At 64.5% G+C, this 20,685-nt stretch carries 22 protein-coding genes; 12 read left to right on the top strand and 10 right to left on the bottom strand.

Features of this window, described 5'->3' with window-relative positions; translation table 11 throughout:
* Positions 1-67: 67 nt before the first annotated feature.
* The 4 genes from KUV81_RS04640 to KUV81_RS04625 form a co-directional block, all read right to left on the bottom strand.
* Complete coding sequence (locus KUV81_RS04640; protein ID WP_222542674.1) at positions 68-883, bottom strand: class I SAM-dependent methyltransferase; 816 nt, start codon at positions 881-883, stop codon at positions 68-70.
* 57 nt (positions 884-940) lie between these two features.
* The gene (locus tag KUV81_RS04635) at positions 941-1,213 is read right to left on the bottom strand and encodes a hypothetical protein (protein ID WP_222542673.1); all 273 of its coding nucleotides are present in this window, start codon (positions 1,211-1,213) and stop codon (positions 941-943) included.
* 14 nt (positions 1,214-1,227) lie between these two features.
* Positions 1,228-1,917, bottom strand: coding sequence for a tRNA (adenosine(37)-N6)-threonylcarbamoyltransferase complex dimerization subunit type 1 TsaB (gene tsaB / locus KUV81_RS04630; protein ID WP_222542672.1), 690 nt, complete (start codon positions 1,915-1,917; stop codon positions 1,228-1,230).
* Between the two features lie 108 nt (positions 1,918-2,025).
* Positions 2,026-3,954 carry an ATP-dependent DNA helicase gene (locus KUV81_RS04625; protein WP_222542671.1) on the bottom strand — a complete coding sequence of 643 codons (1,929 nt, stop codon included), beginning with the start codon at positions 3,952-3,954 and terminating at the stop codon, positions 2,026-2,028.
* A gap of 308 nt (positions 3,955-4,262) precedes the next feature.
* Here KUV81_RS04625 and hisG point away from each other — a divergent pair, with 308 nt between their 5' ends.
* The 8 genes from hisG to hisIE are packed head-to-tail and all read left to right on the top strand — an operon-like array spanning position 4,263 to position 11,347.
* Complete coding sequence (gene hisG / locus KUV81_RS04620) at positions 4,263-5,165, top strand: ATP phosphoribosyltransferase (protein ID WP_222542670.1); 903 nt, start codon at positions 4,263-4,265, stop codon at positions 5,163-5,165.
* A 3-nt stretch (positions 5,166-5,168) separates the two neighbouring features.
* On the top strand, positions 5,169-6,449 hold the full coding sequence (gene hisD / locus KUV81_RS04615; protein ID WP_222542669.1) for a histidinol dehydrogenase: 1,281 nt from the start codon (positions 5,169-5,171) through the stop codon (positions 6,447-6,449).
* Between the two features lie 8 nt (positions 6,450-6,457).
* Positions 6,458-7,591, top strand: coding sequence for a histidinol-phosphate transaminase (gene hisC / locus KUV81_RS04610; protein WP_222542668.1), 1,134 nt, complete (start codon positions 6,458-6,460; stop codon positions 7,589-7,591).
* Positions 7,588-8,655 (top strand): bifunctional histidinol-phosphatase/imidazoleglycerol-phosphate dehydratase HisB, encoded by a 1,068-nt coding sequence (gene hisB, locus KUV81_RS04605; RefSeq protein ID WP_222542667.1) that lies wholly within the window; start codon positions 7,588-7,590, stop codon positions 8,653-8,655. The genes hisC and hisB overlap by 4 nt, the downstream gene beginning before the upstream one ends.
* A gap of 13 nt (positions 8,656-8,668) precedes the next feature.
* Entirely contained in the window at positions 8,669-9,256 is a 588-nt protein-coding gene (gene hisH / locus KUV81_RS04600) for an imidazole glycerol phosphate synthase subunit HisH (protein WP_222542666.1), read from the top strand.
* A complete protein-coding gene (gene hisA, locus KUV81_RS04595) occupies positions 9,253-9,990 on the top strand; it encodes a 1-(5-phosphoribosyl)-5-[(5-phosphoribosylamino)methylideneamino]imidazole-4-carboxamide isomerase (RefSeq protein ID WP_222542665.1) in 738 nt (245 codons plus the stop codon). Before hisH ends, hisA begins: the two co-directional genes overlap by 4 nt.
* Positions 9,972-10,745, top strand: coding sequence for an imidazole glycerol phosphate synthase subunit HisF (gene hisF, locus KUV81_RS04590; RefSeq protein ID WP_222542664.1), 774 nt, complete (start codon positions 9,972-9,974; stop codon positions 10,743-10,745). The genes hisA and hisF overlap by 19 nt, the downstream gene beginning before the upstream one ends.
* Positions 10,742-11,347 (top strand): bifunctional phosphoribosyl-AMP cyclohydrolase/phosphoribosyl-ATP diphosphatase HisIE, encoded by a 606-nt coding sequence (gene hisIE / locus KUV81_RS04585; protein WP_222542663.1) that lies wholly within the window; start codon positions 10,742-10,744, stop codon positions 11,345-11,347. The genes hisF and hisIE overlap by 4 nt, the downstream gene beginning before the upstream one ends.
* 73 nt (positions 11,348-11,420) lie before the next feature.
* On the opposite strand, the gene KUV81_RS04580 is transcribed toward hisIE, so the two are convergent.
* On the bottom strand, positions 11,421-12,830 hold the full coding sequence (locus KUV81_RS04580) for an amidohydrolase family protein (RefSeq protein ID WP_222542662.1): 1,410 nt from the start codon (positions 12,828-12,830) through the stop codon (positions 11,421-11,423).
* 87 nt (positions 12,831-12,917) lie between these two features.
* Between KUV81_RS04580 and KUV81_RS04575 the strand changes: the two genes are divergently transcribed.
* A complete protein-coding gene (locus tag KUV81_RS04575; RefSeq protein WP_222542661.1) occupies positions 12,918-13,532 on the top strand; it encodes a TetR/AcrR family transcriptional regulator in 615 nt (204 codons plus the stop codon).
* A 28-nt stretch (positions 13,533-13,560) separates the two neighbouring features.
* Here KUV81_RS04575 and KUV81_RS04570 read toward each other — a convergent pair whose 3' ends face one another.
* Positions 13,561-13,995, bottom strand: coding sequence for a MarR family winged helix-turn-helix transcriptional regulator (locus KUV81_RS04570; RefSeq protein ID WP_222542660.1), 435 nt, complete (start codon positions 13,993-13,995; stop codon positions 13,561-13,563).
* A 103-nt stretch (positions 13,996-14,098) separates the two neighbouring features.
* Between KUV81_RS04570 and KUV81_RS04565 the strand changes: the two genes are divergently transcribed.
* Together KUV81_RS04565 and KUV81_RS04560 are read left to right on the top strand one after the other, a co-directional pair.
* Complete coding sequence (locus KUV81_RS04565; protein WP_222542659.1) at positions 14,099-14,590, top strand: DUF2798 domain-containing protein; 492 nt, start codon at positions 14,099-14,101, stop codon at positions 14,588-14,590.
* Positions 14,591-14,629: 39 nt separating this feature from the next.
* Positions 14,630-14,935, top strand: coding sequence for a DUF3861 domain-containing protein (locus KUV81_RS04560; RefSeq protein ID WP_222542658.1), 306 nt, complete (start codon positions 14,630-14,632; stop codon positions 14,933-14,935).
* 65 nt (positions 14,936-15,000) lie between these two features.
* Here KUV81_RS04560 and KUV81_RS04555 read toward each other — a convergent pair whose 3' ends face one another.
* Positions 15,001-16,107, bottom strand: a complete 1,107-nt coding sequence (locus KUV81_RS04555) for a M20/M25/M40 family metallo-hydrolase (protein ID WP_222542657.1) — start codon at positions 16,105-16,107, stop codon at positions 15,001-15,003.
* Between the two features lie 131 nt (positions 16,108-16,238).
* Entirely contained in the window at positions 16,239-17,006 is a 768-nt protein-coding gene (locus KUV81_RS04550; RefSeq protein ID WP_222542656.1) for a hypothetical protein, read from the bottom strand.
* A 159-nt stretch (positions 17,007-17,165) separates the two neighbouring features.
* Between KUV81_RS04550 and KUV81_RS04545 the strand changes: the two genes are divergently transcribed.
* Complete coding sequence (locus tag KUV81_RS04545; protein WP_222542655.1) at positions 17,166-17,921, top strand: hypothetical protein; 756 nt, start codon at positions 17,166-17,168, stop codon at positions 17,919-17,921.
* A gap of 63 nt (positions 17,922-17,984) precedes the next feature.
* On the opposite strand, the gene KUV81_RS04540 is transcribed toward KUV81_RS04545, so the two are convergent.
* Positions 17,985-18,290, bottom strand: coding sequence for an integration host factor subunit alpha (locus tag KUV81_RS04540; protein ID WP_222542654.1), 306 nt, complete (start codon positions 18,288-18,290; stop codon positions 17,985-17,987).
* A gap of 5 nt (positions 18,291-18,295) precedes the next feature.
* Complete coding sequence (gene pheT, locus KUV81_RS04535; protein ID WP_222542653.1) at positions 18,296-20,683, bottom strand: phenylalanine--tRNA ligase subunit beta; 2,388 nt, start codon at positions 20,681-20,683, stop codon at positions 18,296-18,298.
* Between the last annotated feature and the right edge of the window lie 2 nt (positions 20,684-20,685).

Genomic DNA, 20,685 nt, shown 5'->3' with positions numbered 1-20,685 from the left:
CCGATCCAGTTCACAGAACCGTCTCAACTGGTCTGTGGTTGGATCAGTTACTGCTTTGTAAAGGCGGTTAGATTTCAGGCTTGTAGAACTTCAGTGTCATGCGGTCGGACTCGCCGATGGCCAGGTACTTGGCACGATCCTGTTCACCCAGGCGCAGGGACGGCGGCAGGGTCCAGACCCCCTTGGGGTGGTCCTTGCTGTCCTTGGCGTTGGCGTTCACCTCGCTCTTGGCCGCCAGGCGGAAACCCACCTTCTCGGCCAGGGCGATCACCTCCGCTTCGTCCATGTAGCCGGTGGCCAGGTCGATGCCGGGGAAGCCGCGGTGCTCCACCACGCCGAATACGCCGCCGGGTGTCAGCACCTCCCAGGCGCTGCGGAACACGGTTTCCAGCTGCCCATCCTTGGCCCAGTTGTGCAGGTTACGGAAGGTCAGCACCATGTCGGCGGTCGCTTCGATCCCCAGGCTGGCCTTGCGCGGCGGATCGAAGGCGATCACCTGCACCTGATCGTACAGCTCGGGACTGGCGGCCAGTTTCTCTTCGTAACCCTTGCCGATGCGCACTCGGTAGGCCGGGCTGTTGGCCTCCGCCGGCGGGTTGAGCTCGAAGCCGGCGGCGACAAACTCCCCTTCGGGCTTGAGGTAGGGGGCGAGGATCTCGGTGTACCAACCGCTGCCGGGCCACAGCTCAATCACCCGCATGTGGGGGTGCAGGCCGAAAAACTCCAGGGTTTCCACCGGATGGCGATAGAGGTTGCGGGCCACGTTGGCCTCGCTGCGATGCTCACCTTGGGTCAGGGCTTGCAGAGAGGGGTTGGTTTCCGCCTGGGCCGTACCGGCCAGGGAAGCCGCCAAAACTGCAAAAGAGATCAGGGGTTTAAACATGATGAATTCCTTTCCTTAGAAAACAGGAAAGACCTTAGCAGGTTCCCGGCAGGGTCTCTACACGTAGAGATCCACCCCCACCAGTCGCTGCAGGTTCTGACGAAGATCGTCGTTGGCCACATCCTTGTAGAGCGCCAGGGCGGGATGATCGCCCCCCTCCTGGTACAATCGGGCCCGGCCGGACTGCCAGCTGGCCCAACCGGCGGCATCGCCAGGTTGCACCAGCACCGCCTCGGCGGTGGCCTCAAGGGGTTTGGGTTCGCGCCCCGGAGCAACCGGCGTTCTGACGTTGTCTGTGGGGGCGGGTAGCCCGATGCCGACCGGTCGCATCCGCGGATCCTCGTTCAGTCGCGGCCCGGCAGTTTCTTCCAGGCCACATTATTGCGCAGGTACACCGGCTCCACTTCGTCCACCGGCTTGGCGTGCCCCTGACGGTACTGGTCTAACGCCAAGGGGATCATGAGCTTAGCACTGGGCAGGCGCAGATGCGACGCCAGGGTGATGCGCGGATCCTCGGCCAGCTCCGGGTAGGTCTCAAACCCAGTGCCCACCGCCACCACCGATTCGCCCAGCTGCCACTGGTCCAGCAGCGCCTCGGGGGCGATCACCTGCTCCTCCCCCACGGCCACCGCCAGCCCCTGCTCGGCGCGAAACTGGCCGAAGTAGACCTCCCCCATGCGCGCATCGATGGCGGCCACCACTTCGCTGGCCCCCTCGCTGATGGCCGCCTGGGCCATGGCCGCCAGGTTGGACAGCGGCAGCACCGGCTTGTCCGCCCCCAGGGCCAGCCCCTGCATCAACGAGGTGCCGATGCGGATGCCGGTAAAGCTGCCGGGCCCGCGACCGAAGGCGATGGCGTCGAGCTGTGCCAGAGTGATGCCGGCCTCGGCCAGCAGTTCATCCACCATGGGCAGCAGTCGCTGACTGTGCTCGCGCGGCGACTCCTGCTCACGATCCCACACCTGCCCATCCAGGTAGAGGGCGGCGGAGCAGTTCTCGGTGGCGGTGTCGATGATGAGGATCTTCTCGGACATGGGGCTTCTCTTCACTGTTTGGCCGCACATTTTAGACAACTGAACCGCCCGAGTCGATGCGCCGGGGGCGCTCTGGTGCAACCCTCATCAACGCCGGTGATTTGGGCACTAAAGGGTGCGCAGCCGTTCGACCGCCGCATTCAGGTCCCGGGTACGCGACATGGGGGGCAGACTGGCCAGAAAGAGGCCACCGTAGGGGCGGGCCACCAAACGGGGATCGGCGATCACCAGTATACCGCGATCCCCCTCGCCACGAATGAGCCGCCCCACCCCCTGCTTCAGCGCAATCACCGCCTGGGGCAGTTGCACCTCGTTGAAGGGATCGCCGCCACGCAGGAGCACCGCATCGGAGCGGGCCTTGACCAGGGGGTCGTCCGGGGAGGCAAAGGGCAGCTTGTCGATCATCACGCAGCACAGGGCCTTGCCTCGCACGTCCACCCCCTCCCAGAAACTGGCGGTGGCCAGCAGCACCGCGTTGCCCAGCTGGGTAAAGCGGCTGAGCAGGGTGCGCTTGGAGCCCATCCCCTGCACCAACAAGGGCTGAGACAGACGGCGGGCCAGGATCTCCCCCACCTGGTGCATCATCTGGTAGCTGGTGAACAACAAGAAGGTGCGGCCATCGGCGGCCTTCACCAGCTGCTCGGCCACCTCCGCCAGCGCCTGGGACAGGTTGGCCTGGCCCGGCTCCGGCAGGTAGCGAGGCACGCACAGCAGCGCCTGTTTGGGGTAATCGAAGGGGCTGTCGAGGATGAGCTCCTTCGGGCTGCTCAGCCCCATCTCGCGGATAAAGTGGTCGAAGCGGTCTGCCACCGTCAGGGTGGCGGAGGTGAATACCCAGCCGGCCTGGAACTGGGCGTAATAGGCCTGGCACTGTTCGGCCACCGACAAAGGACTGGCCCGCAGTACGAAGTGGCCCCGCTGGCACTCCACCGTCAGGGAGTGGCCGGCCGGGATAAGGAAGGTGCTCAGCCGGGTCTGCAACAGGGCCGCCCGCTCGAAGGCGTGATCCGCCCCCTCGTCCCGACTCAACTGCCCCTCCAGCACCCGACGGGCAAAATCCAGGCCCTCGGTCAGGCTGGACAGGGCCTGCTCCACCGCGCTTTGAGTGCGCAGCGCCCGCCAGTCCAGGTTACCCCGCCCGGTGCTTTCCCCGCCCAGGGCGTCATAGAGATCCACGGTGGCGGCCTTGAGCCGCTGGGCCCCGGAGTGCAACTGGCGACAGTCCCGCAACGGCCCGGCGTAGGCCCGCTCCATCTCCCGGGCCAGGTCGTTCAGCTGGCGACTGGAGAGGCTGGTGGCGAAATGGGTCAGGGCGATGTCCGGAAGCTGGTGCGCCTCGTCGAAGACAAATAGCTCCGATGTCGGCAAAATCTCGCCAAACCCCGTCTCTTTAAGCGCCATATCGGCGAAGAATAGGTGATGGTTGACCACCACCAGATCCGCCTCCATCGCCTTGTCCCGGGCCTTTTTCAGGCAGCAACGCTCAAACTCCGGACACTTGCGGCCCAGGCAGTTGTCGTTGCTGGAGCCGGCCAGGGTGAGGGCCAGGGAGCCCTCGGGCACCGAGGTCAGCTCGGCAAAGTCGCCGCTGGGGGTGCCGTTGGCCCAGTGACGAATCCGCATCAGCTGGTCCACCAGGGTGGGGTCATCCGGCAGGTCCGTCAGTCGGCGGTTTAGGTGGTAGTGGCACAGGTAGTTGCTGCGTCCTTTGAGCAGCGCCACCTTGGGTGGCCGCTCCATCAGTTTGAGCAGGGCCGGCAGGTCTTTGAAGAACAGCTGGTCCTGGAGGTTTTTACTGCCGGTGCTCACCAGGGTGCGTTTGCCGCTGAGCAAGGCCGGGACCAGGTAGGCGAAGGTTTTGCCGATGCCGGTGCCCGCCTCCGCCACCAGGGTCTGGTGCCCCTCGGCGGCCTCGACGATGGCCTGGGCCAGGCTCTGCTGGATCCCACGGGGCCGAAAGCCCGGGATCCCCTGCCCCAAAAGGCCCGACGCCGACAGCGCCAGGGCAACCTCTTTTTGCAAACGGCTGGTGGCCACCTGCCCTCCTCTGCCCGGTAAAAAACGCCGCCCACCTTACGACATAAGTGATAACCGCAAAAAGTAAAAATGGCCCTTGCAAAAGAAAAACCCCTGGATTAGCGTAAAAGGCAAGCACACAGTTTTACGATCTGGACCAACATGACCCGTTTTCGCCAAGGCGCTATCCATCATCATCACCACATTCAGCGGTAGCCGAAGGCGACATCGCTGGGGCTGCCGTAGCGGCGCCACCAGCGGATAGAGTCCCGAACGAGACAAAACCCCTGGCCAAGCGCCGGGGGTTTCTCGTTTTAAGGACTGACAAGATGACACAAACAACCAAACGACTTCGCATCGCCATCCAAAAATCCGGTCGCCTCTCCGAGGAGACCCAAACCCTGCTCAAGCGCTGCGGCTTGAAGCTCAACCTGCGCGACCAGCGCCTGATGAGCCACGTGGAGAATCTCCCCATCGACCTGCTGCGGGTGCGGGACGACGACATCCCCGGCCTGGTGATGGACGGCGTGGTGGATCTGGGCTTTATCGGCGAGAACGTGCTGGAGGAGGAGCGTCTGGAGCGCGAGGCCCTGGGCCAGGAAGCCAACTTCCAGACCCTGCGTCGCCTGGACTTCGGCGGCTGCCGCCTCTCCCTGGCGGTGCCGGAGGACTTCGACTACACCGGCGTGGGCGCCCTGGGCGAGCGCCGCATCGCCACCTCCTACCCCAACCTGCTGCGCCGCTACCTCAATGAAAAGGGCGTGCCCTTCAAAAGCTGCATGCTCAAAGGCTCCGTGGAAGTGGCCCCCCGGGCCGGCCTGGCGGACGCCATCTGTGATCTGGTCTCCACCGGGGCCACCCTGGAGGCCAACGGCCTCAAAGAGGTGGAGGTGATGTTCCGTTCCATGGCCACCCTGATCCAGACCCCCCAGCCGTTGGACGACGCCCGCCAGGCCCTGGTGGACAAGCTGCTGGTGCGGGTCAACGGCGTGATCCAGGCCAAGGAGAGCAAGTACATCATGCTGCACGCCCCCAAGGCGCAACTGGAGCGAGTGATCGCCCTGCTGCCGGGGGCCGAAAACCCCACGGTGCTGCCCCTGGCGGAGGACGACAGCCGGGTGGCGCTGCACGCGGTGAGCAGCGAAACCCTGTTCTGGGACACCATGGAGGAGCTCAAGACCCTGGGGGCCAGCTCCATCCTCGTCCTGCCCATTGAAAAGATGCTGGGGTAAGCCATGGAACGCGTGATTTGGCAGCAACTGGATGAGGCCGGACAGCGCCGGGCCCTGGCCCGCTCCGAGCTGGTGGCAGACCCGGCCCTGGAGGGCGCGGTGGCAGCGATCCTGGCCCAGGTGGCCCAGCAGGGCGATGCCGGCCTCAAGGCCCTGACCGAGAAGTTCGACGGCGCCCTGCCCGAACGCTGGCAGCTGGGCCCCGACGCCATGGCCGAGGCCGGTGCGCGCCTGGCCCCGGAGCTTAAGGCCGCCATCGATCAGGCCATCGTTCACATCGGTCGCTTCCACCAGGCCCAGCAGCCCCAGGCGCTGTCCATGGACGTGGCCGAGGGGATCCGCTGCGAGCTGCGCACCGAGGCCATTGAGCGGGTGGGCCTCTACGTCCCCGGCGGCAGCGCGCCTCTGATCAGCACCGTGCTGATGCTGGCCCTGCCGGCCCGCATCGCCGGTTGCGCCCTCAAGGTGATGGTGACCCCGCCGCCGATCAACGACGCCATTCTTTATGCCGCTCAGCAGTGCGGCGTGGACGCCCTTTACTTGATTGGCGGGGCCCAGGCCGTTGCTGCCCTGGCCTACGGCACCGAAACCGTCCCCCGGGTGGACAAGATTTTCGGCCCCGGCAACCGCTTCGTTACCGAGGCCAAACGTCAGGTGAGCCAGCAGGGCACCGCCATCGACATGCCCGCCGGTCCCTCCGAAGTGCTGGTGCTCGCCGACGATCAGGCCGACGCTGCTTTTGTGGCCGCGGATCTGCTCTCCCAGGCCGAGCACGGTGAGGACTCCCAGGTGATCCTGGTGACCGACAGCGGTTGCCTGGCCGACCGGGTGGTCGCCGAGCTGGAGCAACAACTGGCCGCGCTGCCCCGGGCCGAGATCGCCCGCGCCGCCCTGGCCCAGAGCCGGGTGATCCTGGCCCAGGACCTGGACGAGGCCTGTGCCATCAGCAACGCCTACGCCCCGGAGCACCTGATTGTCCAGACCCGAACCCCTCGGGACCTGCTGCCCAAACTGCGCGCCGCCGGCTCGGTCTTTCTCGGCCCCTGGACCCCGGAGTCCGTGGGCGATTACGCCAGCGGCACCAACCACGTGCTGCCCACCTACGGCGCCGCCCGCACCGTCTCCAGCCTCTCCCTGGCGGACTTCCAGCGCCGATTCACGGTGCAGGAGCTGTCCCGGGACGGCCTGGCTGCCCTGAATAAGACCGTGGTCACCCTGGCCCAGGCCGAGGGGCTGGACGCCCACGCCAACGCCGTCACCCTGCGCATGGAGAAGCCCGCATGAGTGCCCCTATGTCCGTCGAACAACGCATTGCCCGCCTGGTGCGCCCGGAGATCGCCGCCCTGACCCCCTACGCCTCCGCCCGCCGCGAAGTACAGGGGGGCGAGGTGTGGCTCAACGCCAACGAGTCCCCCTGGAACAACAGCACAGTGGTGGGCGTCAATCGCTACCCGGATTGCCAGCCGCCGGCGCTGCTCAGCGCCTACGCCAGCTACGCCAACCTGGCCACCGACCAGGTGCTGGCCACCCGCGGCGCCGACGAGGGGATCGATCTGCTGATCCGCGCCTTCTGCCGCCCCGGCATCGACCGGGTCGCCACCTGCGGCCCCAGCTACGGCATGTACGCCATCAGCGCCGCCACCAACGCCGTGGCCTGCCGCACCCTGGACTGGGCCGAGGGCTACCAACTGCCCACAGACTTTGCCCAGCAGGTGGCCGACTGCAAGCTGGTGTTCGTCTGTAACCCCAACAACCCCTCCGGCACCGTGATCCCGCCGGAGCAGCTGGTGGCCCTGGCCACAGCCCTGCCCGACAGCCTGCTGGTCGTGGACGAAGCCTACATCGAGTTCTGCCCCGAGCTCAGCGTGGCCGGCGCCCTGACCCAGTGCCCCAACCTGGTGGTGCTTCGCACCCTCTCCAAGGCGTTCGCCCTGGCCGGGGCCCGCTGCGGTTTCACCCTGGCCAACCCGGCGGTGATCGAGGTGCTGCTCAAGGTGATCGCCCCCTACCCGGTGCCCCAGCCGGTGGCCCAACTGGCCGAGGAGGCGCTCAGCCCCGAGGGCCTCAAGCGGATGCAGACCCAGGTAGCCCAGCTCAACGCCCGCCGAGCGGCGCTCACGATGCGATTGTCGGAGCTGCCCACGGTACGAAGGGTGATCCCCTCCCAAGCCAACTTTGTGCTGTTCGAGATGGACGCCGCCCGCGCCTGTTACGAGGCCCTGGTGGCCAAGGGCCTGCTGATCCGCGCCTACCGAACCCCGGCCCTGGCCAACTGGCTTCGCATCAGCATCGGCAGCGACAGCGAGCTGGCCCAGGTGGAGAGCGCCCTGCGCAGCCTGAGCCGACAACTGAATCCCCAAACCCCCACCGCCACCGACAAAGACAACGCCCGGATCCGCGCGGCCGCCAAGGAGACCCGCCAATGAAACAGCCCATCCTCTTTATTGACCGCGACGGCACCCTGGTGGAGGAGCCGCCCGTCGACAAACAGCTGGACCGCTTGGACAAGCTCAAGCTGGAGCCCATGGTGATCCCGGTGCTGCGCGAACTGCAGGACGCCGGTTACCGCCTGGTGATGGTCTCCAACCAGGATGGCCTGGGCACCGACAGCTTTCCCCAGGCGGAGTTCGATGCCCCCCACCAGATGATGATGGCGATTTTCGAAAGCCAGGGGATCCGCTTCGACGAGGTGCTGATCTGCCCCCACTTCGACAGCGACAACTGCAGCTGCCGCAAGCCCAAGCTGGGGCTGGTGCAGCCCTACCTGGTGGCGGGCAAGGTGGACTTCGAACGCTCCTACGTCATCGGTGACCGTCAGACCGACATCCAGCTGGCCCAGGCCATGGGGGTGCGGGGGATCCAGTACGATCCGGCCACCAACAACTGGCCCGCCATCGCCAAACAGCTGACCGGTCAGGACCGCACCGCCGAGCTGCGCCGCACCACCTCGGAGACCGACATCCAGGTCAAGGTGAACCTCGACGCCACCGGCCCCAACCGCATCGACACCGGTATCGGCTTTTTCGACCACATGCTGGATCAGATCGCCACCCACGGCGGGTTCGCCCTGGAGCTGACCATGACCGGCGATCTGGCCATCGACGACCACCACAGCGTCGAGGACGCGGCCCTGGCCCTGGGTGGTGCACTGCGCGAGGCCCTGGGGGACAAGCGGGGAATCGGCCGCTTTGGCTTCTCCCTGCCGATGGACGAAACCGAGGCCCACTGCCTGCTGGATCTCTCCGGCCGGGCCTACCTGGTGTTTGACGCCCAGTTCCAGCGCGATGCGGTCGGCGGCATGGCCACCGAGATGGTGCCCCACTTCTTCCGCAGCTTCGCCGACGGCCTGGCCTGCACCTTGAACATCAAGGTGGCGGGGGACAACGAGCACCACAAAGTGGAGGCCCTGTTCAAGGCCCTGGGCCGCACCCTGCGTCAGGCGATAACCAAGGAGGGCAACGCCCTGCCCTCCTCCAAAGGCGTGCTGTAAAAGGAAGCGAACCATGACCGTAATCATCGACACCGGCTGTGCCAACCTCGCCTCGGTTCGCTTTGCCCTGGAGCGCCTGGGGGATGCCCCCCAGGTGAGCGCCGATGCCCGCACCATCCTGAGCGCCGACCGGGTGATCCTCCCCGGCGTCGGCTCCGCCCAGGCCGCCATGGTGCAGCTGCGCGAGCGGGGCCTGCTGACGGTGCTGCCGCAGATCCAGCAGCCCCTACTGGGGATCTGCCTGGGGATGCAGCTGCTGGGGGCGGCCTCGGAGGAGGGCAACACCGTCCTGCCGGGCCTGCTGCCCTTCAAGACAGAGCGCTTGAAGGCGGGGGAACAACCCCTGCCCCACATGGGCTGGAACACCCTGACGCCCACCGACCACCCCCTGTTTGCCGGGGTGAAGCCGGGCGATTACGTCTACTTTGTCCACAGCTACGGCGTGGCGGAGGGCCCCCTGACCCTGGCCAGCACCCAGTACGGCCAGCGTTTCTCCGCCTCCGTGGGTCGGGGCAACATCATGGGGGTGCAGTTCCACCCCGAGCGCTCCGGCCCAGTCGGTGCCCGTATCTTGAAGAATTTCCTGGAGCTCAAAGCATGATCATCCCGGCCATTGATCTCATCGGCGGTAAAGTTGTCCGCCTGGAAAAGGGCGATTTCAACGCCGTCACCGAGTTCGCCTACGATCCCCTGACCCAACTCAAGGCCTACCAGGACGCCGGCAGTGCCCTGCTGCACCTGGTGGATCTCGACGGCGCCAAGGACCCCGCCAACCGTCAACTGAAGACCATCGAGCACCTGGTGCAGAACCTTAAGGCGCCCATCCAGGTGGGGGGCGGGGTGCGTAGCGAGGAAGACGTCAAAGCCCTGCTGGCCATTGGCGTGGCCAAGGTGGTGATCGGCTCTCTCTCCGTCAGCCAGCCCGAGCGGGTGGCCCGCTGGATGCAGCAATACGGCGCCGAACGCATAACCGTCGCCCTGGATGTGCGTCTGGATGAGCAGGGTGAGCCGGAAGTGCTGACCCACGGCTGGCAGAAAGGCTCCGGCAAACGGCTGTCTGAGGTGATCGCCCCGCTGCTGGAAGCGGGACTGACCGACGTGCTTTGCACCGACGTGGATCGCGACGGCATGCTGACCGGTCCCAACGTGACCCTCTACGAGCGTCTTATCGCCACCTACCCCGGCGTGCGTTGGCAGGCTTCCGGTGGCATCGCCGAGCTGGACGACTTGCGCGCCCTCAAGGCGATCAACATCGGCGGCATCATCATCGGCAAGGCCCTGCTGGCCGGCCGCTTCACCATCGAGGAGGCCCTGGCATGCTGGCAAAACGGATAATCCCCTGCCTGGACGTGAAGAACGGCCAGGTGGTCAAGGGCGTCCAGTTCCGCAACCACGAGATCGTCGGTGAAATTGTCGACCTGGCCGCCCGCTACGCCGCCGAAGGGGCGGATGAGCTGGTGTTCTACGACATCACCGCCAGCGCCGACGGCCGTACCGTGGACAAGAGCTGGGTGGCCCGGGTGGCGGAGCAGCTGGACATCCCCTTCTGCGTGGCTGGGGGGATCAAAACCATCGAGGATGCCCAGAAGATCCTGGCCGATGGCGCCGATAAGATCTCGGTCAACAGCCCTGCCCTGTCCGATCCGGACCTGATCAACCGGCTCAACGACCGCTTCGGACGCCAGTGCGTTGTGGTGGGGATCGACTCCTGGTTCGACGCCGACAGCGGCCGCTACCGGGTAAAGCAGTTCACCGGCTCGGAAGCCTCGACCCGCGATACGGCCTGGGACACCCTTCAGTGGTGCCAGGAGGTGATCCGACGGGGCGCCGGCGAAATCGTACTGAACGTGATGAACCAGGACGGCGTCCGCCAAGGTTACGACATTGAGCAGCTGGCCGCGGTGCGGGACGTTTGCTCGGTGCCCCTCATCGCCTCCGGCGGCGCCGGGGCCAAGGAACACTTTGCCGAAGTGTTCAAGCAGGCCCGCGTCGACGGCGCCCTGGCCGCCTCGGTCTTTCACAAGGGGATCATCCCCATCCCGCAACTGAAGCAATACCTGCTCGAACAACAGGTGGTGGTACGCCCATGACTCAAACCTCCCTTCCCCAAATCGACTGGGACAAGATGGACAACCTGGTGCCCGCCGTGGTGCAGCACCACCTGACCGGCCGGGTGCTGATGCTCGGTTACATGAACCCCGAAGCCCTGGCCAAAACGGTGGAAACCGGTCGAGTCACCTTCTACAGCCGTTCCAAGAACCGCCTGTGGACCAAGGGCGAAAGCTCCGGCCATGTGCTGGAGCTGGTCACCCTGGGCAGCGACTGCGACAACGATGCGGTGCTGGTGCAAGCCAAGCCCAATGGGCCCACCTGCCACCTGGGGGTGGAGAGCTGCTTCGATGATGACGCCAATCAACCGTTTCTGAACACCCTGGCGGCGGTGGTCTCGGCACGGCGCGACGCCCCGGCGGACGCCAGCTACACCGCGTCCTTGCTCAAGGGCAACCCCCGCCGGGTGGCCCAGAAAGTGGGCGAAGAGGGGGTCGAGGTGGCCCTGGCCGCCGCCACCAATGACCGGGAAAACCTCATCGACGAGACCGCCGATCTGCTCTACCACCTGACGGTGCTGCTGGAGCAGCAGCAGGTGCCCATGGCCGACGTGGTGGCCCGCCTGGCCGAGCGTCACCAGTAACACCAAAAGCGCCAAAGCCCTGCCGGACTTTGGCGCTTCTTGGTTTCGCTATGGCGATTGGGTTAGCCGATGTTCAGTGCAGGCCGACGATGCCCTTGAGATCGGCAAAGATCGCCTGGCTGTCGTAGAGCTTGCCCGCTTTCATGGTGTAGCGGATCCCCTTGAAGTTGGCCGAATCGCCGGTCAGATCGCTGCTAAATATCGCCAGGTCCGCCCGCTTACCCACCTCGATGGTGCCCACCTCGTGATCGCGACCGAGAAAGTGCGCGCCGTTGTAGCTGGCGATGCGCACCGCTTCAGGCAGGGTGAAGCCGGTTTCCAGCAGCAGCTCCAGGGCCCTAAGATTGGACCAACCCGCCACCACCCCGCCGTATCCGGTGGGATCCGTACCCACCAAAAGCGTGCCGCCGGCCTCCACAAAGCGCTTCTCCCAGGCCATCTCCTTGGCCAGCAGCTCGCGCCACTGCTCGCTGTCGCTTTGCTGGATGGCGGACCAGCGGGACAGGTAGAGCTCCCGCACGTGGGGGGTCATCTGTGCCAGGGCTTCGGAGTAGGCGATGGGCCGGCCCTTGGCGAAGGTTTCGTAGATGGTCAGTGTGGAGGTGATCGCCACGTTATTGGCCACCAGCTTGTCGATCAGCGCCGCCATCTTGGGGCTGTCCACCGGCAGTGCCAGCAGTGAGGCTTTGACGCTTTGGCCGTCGGGACAGGTGTCCGCTTGCTTGTCGCTGACAAAATCGGTGGCGGTGATAAAGCCGTGCTCGATGTTGTCGATCCCCAGCTCCGCCGCCTGCCCCAGGGTGATGGAGCAGAGGTGGCCGGTAACCGTCTGGCCCCGTTCGTGGGCCAGCTTCAGTGCCGTTTCCATCTCGTCCTGGCGGATCTGCATGTAGAGCTTGAACGACTCCACCCCCTCCGACTGCCAGTAGGTCACCAGGTCGTGGGCGTTTTGCGCGTCTCGCAGCGGGTGGATCTTTAAGATCGGCAGGCCGGGGCCATTGAGATAGGGGGCGGTGACGTTCATGTCCGGGCCAATCTCTCGACCGCGGGCCACCCCCCGGGCCACGCCCAGATCCCCATAGGGCGCCGTGGTGCCGGCGGTGCGGATGGTGGTGGCACCCCCGGCCAGGTAGAGCTTGGGAAAGCTGTAGAGCATGTCACCGTAATGGCCGTTGCCCGTGGGGTAGAACAGGTGCTCGTGCATCATCACCAGCCCCGGGATCACCGTGTGGCCATCAAGGTCCACCCGGGTGTAACCCTCGGCGATGGGCGCCTCGGCCCCCTGGATGGCGACGATGCGCCCCTCCTCCACCAGGATGGTGGTCTCCCTCATCACCCCCTGGTCCCGACCGTCGATCACCGTGGCGTTGGTCAGCGCCAGGTTAGGCGCGTCGAAGCGCTGGTAGGGGGAGGCACCGGCCAGGGGCGCGAGGTTCAGCCCCATCAGGGCCAGGCCAGTGAGCACAAGTGAGCGTAGGGTCATAGCGTCCTGCCAATATGTGAATTTGGATTCGCATACACTAATGCTAGACTGGACAAATGTAAATCACGATTCACATTTAGTCGCCCGATGACCACCCCCAAGCAGCAGCGCAGCCTGAAGACCCAGCAGAAACTGCTGGACGCCCTGGACCACTGCCTCCAGCACAAGTACTTCGAACAGATCAGCGTGGCGGAGATCACCACAGAGGCCCAGGTGTCCGTGGGCACCTTCTATCGCCGCTTCAAGGACAAAGAAGCCCTGCTGCCCCTGCTCTACCAGCGCTTTGGCGACCAGCTTCGTCAGTGGCACCTGACCCTGGTGAACCACCAGGAGGCCAACCTGGAGGCCGCCCTGCACGCCTTCTGCCACCAGACCCGCGCGTTCTTCGAGCGCCAGCGCCACATCCTGCGCACCGTGCACCTCAACGCCCGACTGGGTGATCAGGCCCTGACCGTGGCGGAGTTGCAGGGCCGACGGCAGGAGTACCAGCAGCTGGAGCGGTGGCTGGGTCAGCACCTGGACCCGAGCCAGCGCAGCGAACGCCAGGGTGCCCTGCAGATGGCGGTCTACACCGTGGTGAGCGCCACCCTGGACAAGGTGCTCTATCCCAGCCTCACTCCGGCCATCGCCAGCGAACTGAACGGCGCCGAGTTCAGCGATGGGCTGGTGGCGCTGCTGCTGCCGGCCCTGGAGGGCCGGTAAGCCCAGTCCCCAGATGGGCGCCGCCCCCTCAGGCGTCGGACGCCCCTAAATTGTCCGCCATCAGCCCGGCCAGGCGCTGAAACTCGGCCTGCTCCGCCGGGCTCATCCCCCGCGTCATCCTCTCAATCAGCACCCCATCGATGTCGTCGATGCGGCCCATCAACGCCCGGCCCGACTCGGTCAGCGTCAGGTACTGGCTGCGCTTGTCTTGGGGGTTGGGGGTCTTCACCAGCAGTTGCTGGTCAATCAAGGTGCTGATCAGTCGGGTCACCTGGGCTTTGTCCCGGTTGAGCCACTGCCCCACCCCATTGGCCGTGCACTGCGGTGTCCGGTGGACAATCTTCATCACCCGCACGTGCATGGGGGTGATGGCCAAGTCCAGCGCCTCTATCTGCTGGTGCAGCTGGCGCTTGAGCAGATGAACCAGGCGAAACAGGCTCTCCAGGGGGGTCAGTTCAGACATGGATGGGCACCTTTCAATCAACATGGTTGACAATGTCAACCTTTATCCCTATAGTTGACATTATCAACTTAATTGGCTGTGTTGTTCAAGTCAGGAGGCCTCTATGGTGACCCACACCTTTTCCGATGCGACCCAAACCGAGCCCGGCAACACCCCGTTGCGGCACAAGGTGCTGGTGGTGGCTGGCATGATGACCGCCATAGGCGGCACCCTCACCGGGGTGATGACCTACATGAACCTGGGGATCGCCGAAGGTTTTCTTACCGCCTGGGGCCAGGCGTTCCTGTTGGCCAGCGCCGTGATGATGCCCATCGGCGCACTGATGATGGCCCTGCTCACCCGCCTGGCCGCTGTCCTGCTGCCCTCGGCCAGCGAGGGGCAGCGCAACCTGGCAGTGGGCCTGGTGATGGCGGTGGTGATGGAGTCCCTGATGGCCTTCACCACCACCGCCCAGCAACTGGGCATTGCCGATTTGGCCGCCTTCCAATCCGCCTGGCTGAGCGCCTTCGCCGCCGCCCTGCCGGTGGGACTCACCCTGATGGTGACCTTCTCGCTGACCGTCAAACCCCGCATCGAGCGCTTCTTGAAAAGCTGATCTGCGCCAAGCCCCCCTACCCTCATTTTGGAGACCCTGATGAAAGGCCACCTCTACCGTATTACCGTCGAACACCTGGAAGATCCCAAGGGCAACCCTCAGTCCCGGCCGGCCCTGAGCTTCCAGGTGCGAAACCACGACGACCTGTACAAGATTGTCGATGCCCTCAGCGGCAAGCTGCCCATGGAAAAAGACGATGCCACCGCCTTTGCCATCGGTGTGAAGCTCTTTGGCGAAGCCCAGCTTAAGTACCGCCGCCTGCCCCTGTTCAAGGGCTTCAAACCCCAGTTCACCGAGTTTATGAGCGCGTTGAAAGCGGCGGTAAAGTCCAGCCCACAGGCCTGATGTCATCCCCATCGCCATAAAAAAAGCGCCGCAGTCTGCGGCGCTTTTTCTTTCCTGCTCCGCGCTCAGCGGCTCAGGTAGGTGTGCAGAAACTCGGTAATGGCCACCAGATCCGCCACCGCGATCTCCTCGTCACAGGTGTGCACCTTGGCCATACCGGTGGAGAGGTTGACGGTCTTGAGCCCCTTGGCGTTAAAGATGTTGGCGTCGGAGCCACCGCCGGTGGACTGGGTTTGGGCCTGGACGCCGTTGGCCTCAAAGGCCGCAACCACGCCGGTGACCAGGGGATCGGCCTCGTCGATGCGGTAAGCGTTGTAGGAGCGGGAGCGCTCGATGCTCACCTGGGCACCGTGACACTCGGCGGCCGCTTCAAAGGTGGCCACCATGTGGTTGACTTGGGCATCCAGCTTATCGTCGTCCAGTGAGCGGGCTTCCGCTTCCAGGGTGAGGCTCGGCATCACGATGTTGGTGGCGCTGCCCCCCTGAACCACACCGATGTTGGCGGTGGTCTCCTCGTCGATGCGGGAGAGCTTCATCTTACCGATGGCATCCGCCGCCACGGTCAGGGCGTTGATCCCGGTCTCCGGGGCCAGGCCGGCGTGGGCGGGCTTACCGGTGACGGTCACGCTCAGGCTCTCCTGCCCCGGGGCCACGGTGATCACTGTGCCAATGGGGCCACCGGAGTCCAGCACAATGGCGTGCTGGGACTGGACGGCGGTCATGTCGAACGCCTTGGAGCCGTGCAGGCCGCACTCCTCGTTGACGGTCAGCGCCAGCTCAATGCTCTGGTGGGCCTGGCCCTGCTCACGCAGGCTGCGCACCGCCTCCATGATGGCCGCAATGCCGGATTTGTCGTCCCCACCCAGGATGGTTTCGCCCTTGGAGCGGATGATGCCGTCCTCGATCACCGGCTCGATGCCGTTACCCGGGGTGACGGTGTCCATATGGCAGCTGAGCAGCACGCTGCCGGCCAGCTCACCGTCCAGTCGGGCGTAGAGGTTGTGGCCGTTGGAGATGGCCGGATCCACGCTCTGCTTGTGAACCTCGAAGCCCAACTGGCCCAGCTGCTCGGCCAGGGTTTCGCTGATGGCTTTTTCGTTACGGGATTCGCTGTCGATCTTCACCAGCTCGATAAAGTGCTGGATCAGGCGCTCGGATTGGATCTTGGACATAGGGACTCTCACACCGGCTTGGCACCGGCGACACCTTTAGGGTCGTTGGGAAGAGGTCCACCTTAGACGAGGCGCCGAGGGCAGTTCAAACCCACCGGCACCTAATTCCGAGCGAGATCAAACTTTGCCGGCTACTCCGGCTCCAGCGGGGGCTCCTCGTTCTTGGGATCCAGCTGTCGGCGCAAACGGTAGAGCTGAAAGTAGGTGTGGGAATAATGGCTTCTCAGAGTCACCAGCAACTGCCTCGCTTTTTCGGCATCCCCCAGGTACTCCCCCAGGGCGCCCTCAAAACCAAAGCGCTGGGAGGAGAGGTCAAAGATCGATTCCTGCGGGATCACCAGGTTCAACACAGGATCGCCCCCCATCTGCCAGCTCCAGATCCAGTTGGACTGCCACTCCAGGGCTTTGACGTAGTCGCTCAGGATCTTGATGCTCTCCTTGGTGGGCTCCCGGTGGCCGGGGTTTAGGTGGTACTCGGTGACGTTGAGGTAGGGGCTCACCTTGGTGTAGTCATCCCAGCTGCTGTTGGGCGCGTCCACCACGCTGATGTAGTGATCCACCTGCTGGACGAAGGGCTCGACAAAGTCCATCCAATGCTGGCGCATTTCACTCTGCTCTTCCCACTGGTAGTAGGACTCCATGTCGTTCCAGTTGTCGCAGCAGTAATAGAGCATCAAACGGCCGATGTTTTGCCCCAGCATGGGGACGTAGAGCACCCAGCCGCGGCTTTCCCCGTTGGCCAGCCGGTGGTTCATGTGGTCGTTGACCGCCTGCTCCAACGGCAATCGCTGGCCCGGCAGGGGCGTCACCACGTAAATGTCCATCAGCAACTCATCGTCGGCAATGGCCGATGGTAACCCGCTGACCAGTAACAACAGCACGACAAAAACCCGACGCATTGGGGGATCTCCTGCAGTTTGGCTCCACTAACTCTAGCAAAGGGCGGCCAAGGCGGACGCAGGAGAGCGAAGCGAGGCCGAACAGGGGGGAAAACGCGCAAAGACCATTCCTCTGCTATGGTTAGCCATCGACGCGTTCCCTCTTCTAAGGAGCCCTCCATGAACAACCTCTTGCGTCGTTTCAGCCTGCTTTTATGCCTGCTTCCCCTGACCCTGTTTGCCGCGGACAAACCGGATAATTTGGCGGAGATGTGGATCATCACCCCCAAAGCCGGTGAAGCGGCCAAATTTGAGGAAGCACTCAAGCGTCATGTGGCCTTTCGCAAGGAGAAAGGCGATACCCGGCAATGGATGGTCTACGTGCCCACCCTGGGCGACAAGTTAAACCGTTACATGATCCGCAGCTGCTGCACCAACTGGGCCGAGGTGGACACCTACGTGAAGTGGCAGAACGACCAGCAAACCGGCAACCATTGGCGCACCAACGTGGGTCAGCTGGTGGAAGCGGTGGCCCACAACTTCTCCGAAGTGGATATGGCCAACAGCAACTGGCCGGAGCAGGATCCGGGCTACGTCTATTTCGGCGTGACCTCCTACAAGGTCAAGGCGGGACACGGTGCCGGCACCGAGGCGGACAAGAAGGCACTCAGTGATCACGCTAAGGCGATGGAGTGGCCCTACAGCTGGGCGTGGAGCTGGAGCGTGGGCGGCGAACCGACCCTGCACCTGGTGATCCCCCACCAGAACTACGCCGGCATGGCGGAGCCGGACCCCAGCTTTGCTGAGTCCCTGGGTAAACACCTGGGGGATGAGAGCAAGGCCAAGGCGCTGTTTGAAAGCTGGAGCAGCCACTTCCACGGCACCGAGTACCAGCTGTATCGCTTAAGAACCGACCTGTCGCTTATCCAGGAGTAGCGGCCCACAGGCATAAAAAAACGCCGTCCCAGGGACGGCGTTTTTATGGATGGTACGTGACGCTTAACCTTCGTCACCCAGCAGCTCAGATTCCTCGATCCGGGCCTTGAGTTTCTGGCCCGGTCGGAAGGTCACCACCCGGCGGGCCGTGATGGGAATGTCTTCGCCCGTCTTTGGGTTCCGTCCCGGACGTTCATTCTTATCCCTGAGTTCGAAGTTCCCAAAACCCGACAGCTTAACCTGCTCCCCACATTCCAGGGCCAGGCGGATCTCTTCAAAGAAGGCCTCCACCATCTCCTTGGCGTCCCGCTTATGCAGGCCCAAGTTTTCGATCAGGTGTTCAGCCATATCGGCTTTGGTCAGCGCCATGTTTCTCAGTCCCTCAACTGTGCGTTGAACTCTGACTTCAAAGTGGCAACGATGTTCTCAACCGCCTCGGCGATCTCCTTCTCCTCCAGGGTGCGCTCGACATCCTGCAGGGTCAAGGCGATGGCCAGGCTCTTCTGGCCTTCGTTGACACCTTTCCCACGGTATACGTCAAACAAGTTTACGGCAACCAACTGATTTCCGCCAACTTTTCGTATCATTTTTTCAACGTCACCGGCCGGGATCGCCTCGTCAACAACGATGGCAATGTCACGACGGTTGGCGGGGAAACGGGACACCGGTTGCGCCTCGGGCAGCTGACGGGTCAGCACCGCATCCTGCTGGATCTCGAACACGATGGTCCGGCCATTCAGGCCCAGCTTTTTCTCGTGCTGGGGGTGGATGGCACCGATAAGGCCCACCACCTGATCGCCCTTGAGGATCTCGGCACACTGGCCCGGGTGCAACGCCGGGTGCTGGGCCGCGCGGAAGCCAAACTGGTGCGGATCGTTGGTCAGGCCCAGTACCGCTTCCAGATCGCCCTTAAGGTCGAAAAAGTCCACGGTATTGGCGGCCATGTCCCAGTGCTCGTCGCTCTGGGTACCGGCGATCACCGCCGCCAGCATCGGCTCCTGGCGCACACCCATGTCGACGTCGGCGTCCGGGATAAAGCGCAGGCCGGTTTCGAACAGGCGCACACGGACCTGCTGACGGGCCTGGTTGTGGGCCACGGCCCCCAGCAGACCGGTCCACAGGGACAGGCGCATGGCGGACATCTCGGAGGAGATGGGGTTGGGCAGCATCATGGGATCAACGCCCGGGTGCAGGCGGGCCTGCAGCTTGGGATCCACAAAGCTGTAGGTGATCGCTTCCTGGAAGCCGCGATCCACCAGCAGGCTGCGCAGCCGCTTGAGCGGCAGCTTGGCTTCGGTGTGATCGGTCATGGTCAGCTTGGCCACGGGCGCCAGGTTGGGGATGCTGTTGTAGCCGTAGATGCGGGCCACTTCCTCGATCAGATCCTGCTCGATGGCCATGTCGAAACGCCAGCTCGGCGCCTTGGCCTGCCAGCCGCCCTCAAGGGTGCTGACCTCGCAACCCAGGCGGGTCAGGATCTCGGCCACGTCCTCGTCACCGATGTGGTGGCCCAGCAGGGCATCCAGCTTCTCGCGACGCAGGGTGATGGTGGCCGGCTTGGGCAGGTGGTCGTCGGACTTCACCTCCACCACGGGGCCGGCTTCGCCGCCACAGATCTCGGTCAGCAGCGCGGTGGCGCGCTCCATCACTTTGCTCTGAAGCTGTGGGTCCACGCCCCGCTCGAAGCGGTGGGAGGAGTCGGTGTGCAGGCCGTAGGAGCGGGCCTTGCCGATGATGGAGAGCGGGTTGAAGAAAGCGCACTCCAGCAGCACCTCGGTGGTCTCACCGGTTACGCCGCTGTGTTCGCCACCGAAGATCCCGGCCAGGGCCAGGGGTCCCTTGTCGTCGGCGATCAGCAGGGTGTCTTCCCGCGGCTCCACTTCGGTGCCGTCCAGCAAGGTCAGGGTGTCACCGGCACGGGCCATCCGAACCTGGATGTCGCCGTTGAGCTTGGCCAGGTCGAAGGCGTGCATCGGCTGGCCGTACTCCAGCAGCAGGAAGTTGGTGATGTCCACCACGGCATCGATGGAGCGAATGCCGCCACGACGCAGCTTCTCCTGCATCCACAGCGGGGTTTGTGCCTGAACGTTGACGTTCTTCACCACGCGACCCAGGTAACGGGGGCAGTGCTCGGGGGCCTCGACACGGATGCCGTGGGCGGCATCGGTGGCGGGGGCCACGGCGGCCACTTCCGGCTCAGTCACCGCCACGCGGTTCAGTACGCCCACTTCGCGGGCCAGGCCCACCAGACCCAGGCAGTCAGCCCGGTTGGGGGTCAGGTCCACTTCGATTTGGCGATCATCCAGGGCGAGGTACTCGCGGATGTCGGTGCCCACCGGGGCGTCCACCGGCAGTTCGATGATGCCGTCGGACTCGATATCGATGCCCAGCTCGGTAAAGGAGCAGAGCATGCCGTGGGAGGGCTGGCCGCGCAGCTTGGCTTTTTTGATCTTGAAACCGCCGGGCAGCTCGGCGCCCACGGTGGCCACGGCCACTTTCAGGCCCTGGCGGCAGTTGGCGGCACCACAGACGATGTCCAGCAACTCTTCGCCACCGACGTTCACCTTGGTCACCCGCAGCTTGTCGGCATCGGGGTGTTGGCCACACTCGACCACCTCGCCCACCAGCACGCCGTTAAACTCGGCGGCCACCGGCTCCACGCCGTCCACTTCCAGGCCAGCCATGGAGATCTGTTCGGACAGTTCCTCGGTGGAGATGGCAGGGTTCACCCACTCCCGCAACCAGGATTCACTAAATTTCATCG

Source organism: Ferrimonas balearica, from assembly GCF_019802085.1.
Classification (GTDB): domain Bacteria; phylum Pseudomonadota; class Gammaproteobacteria; order Enterobacterales; family Shewanellaceae; genus Ferrimonas; species Ferrimonas balearica_B.
This window is presented reverse-complemented; position numbering and strand designations above follow the sequence as displayed.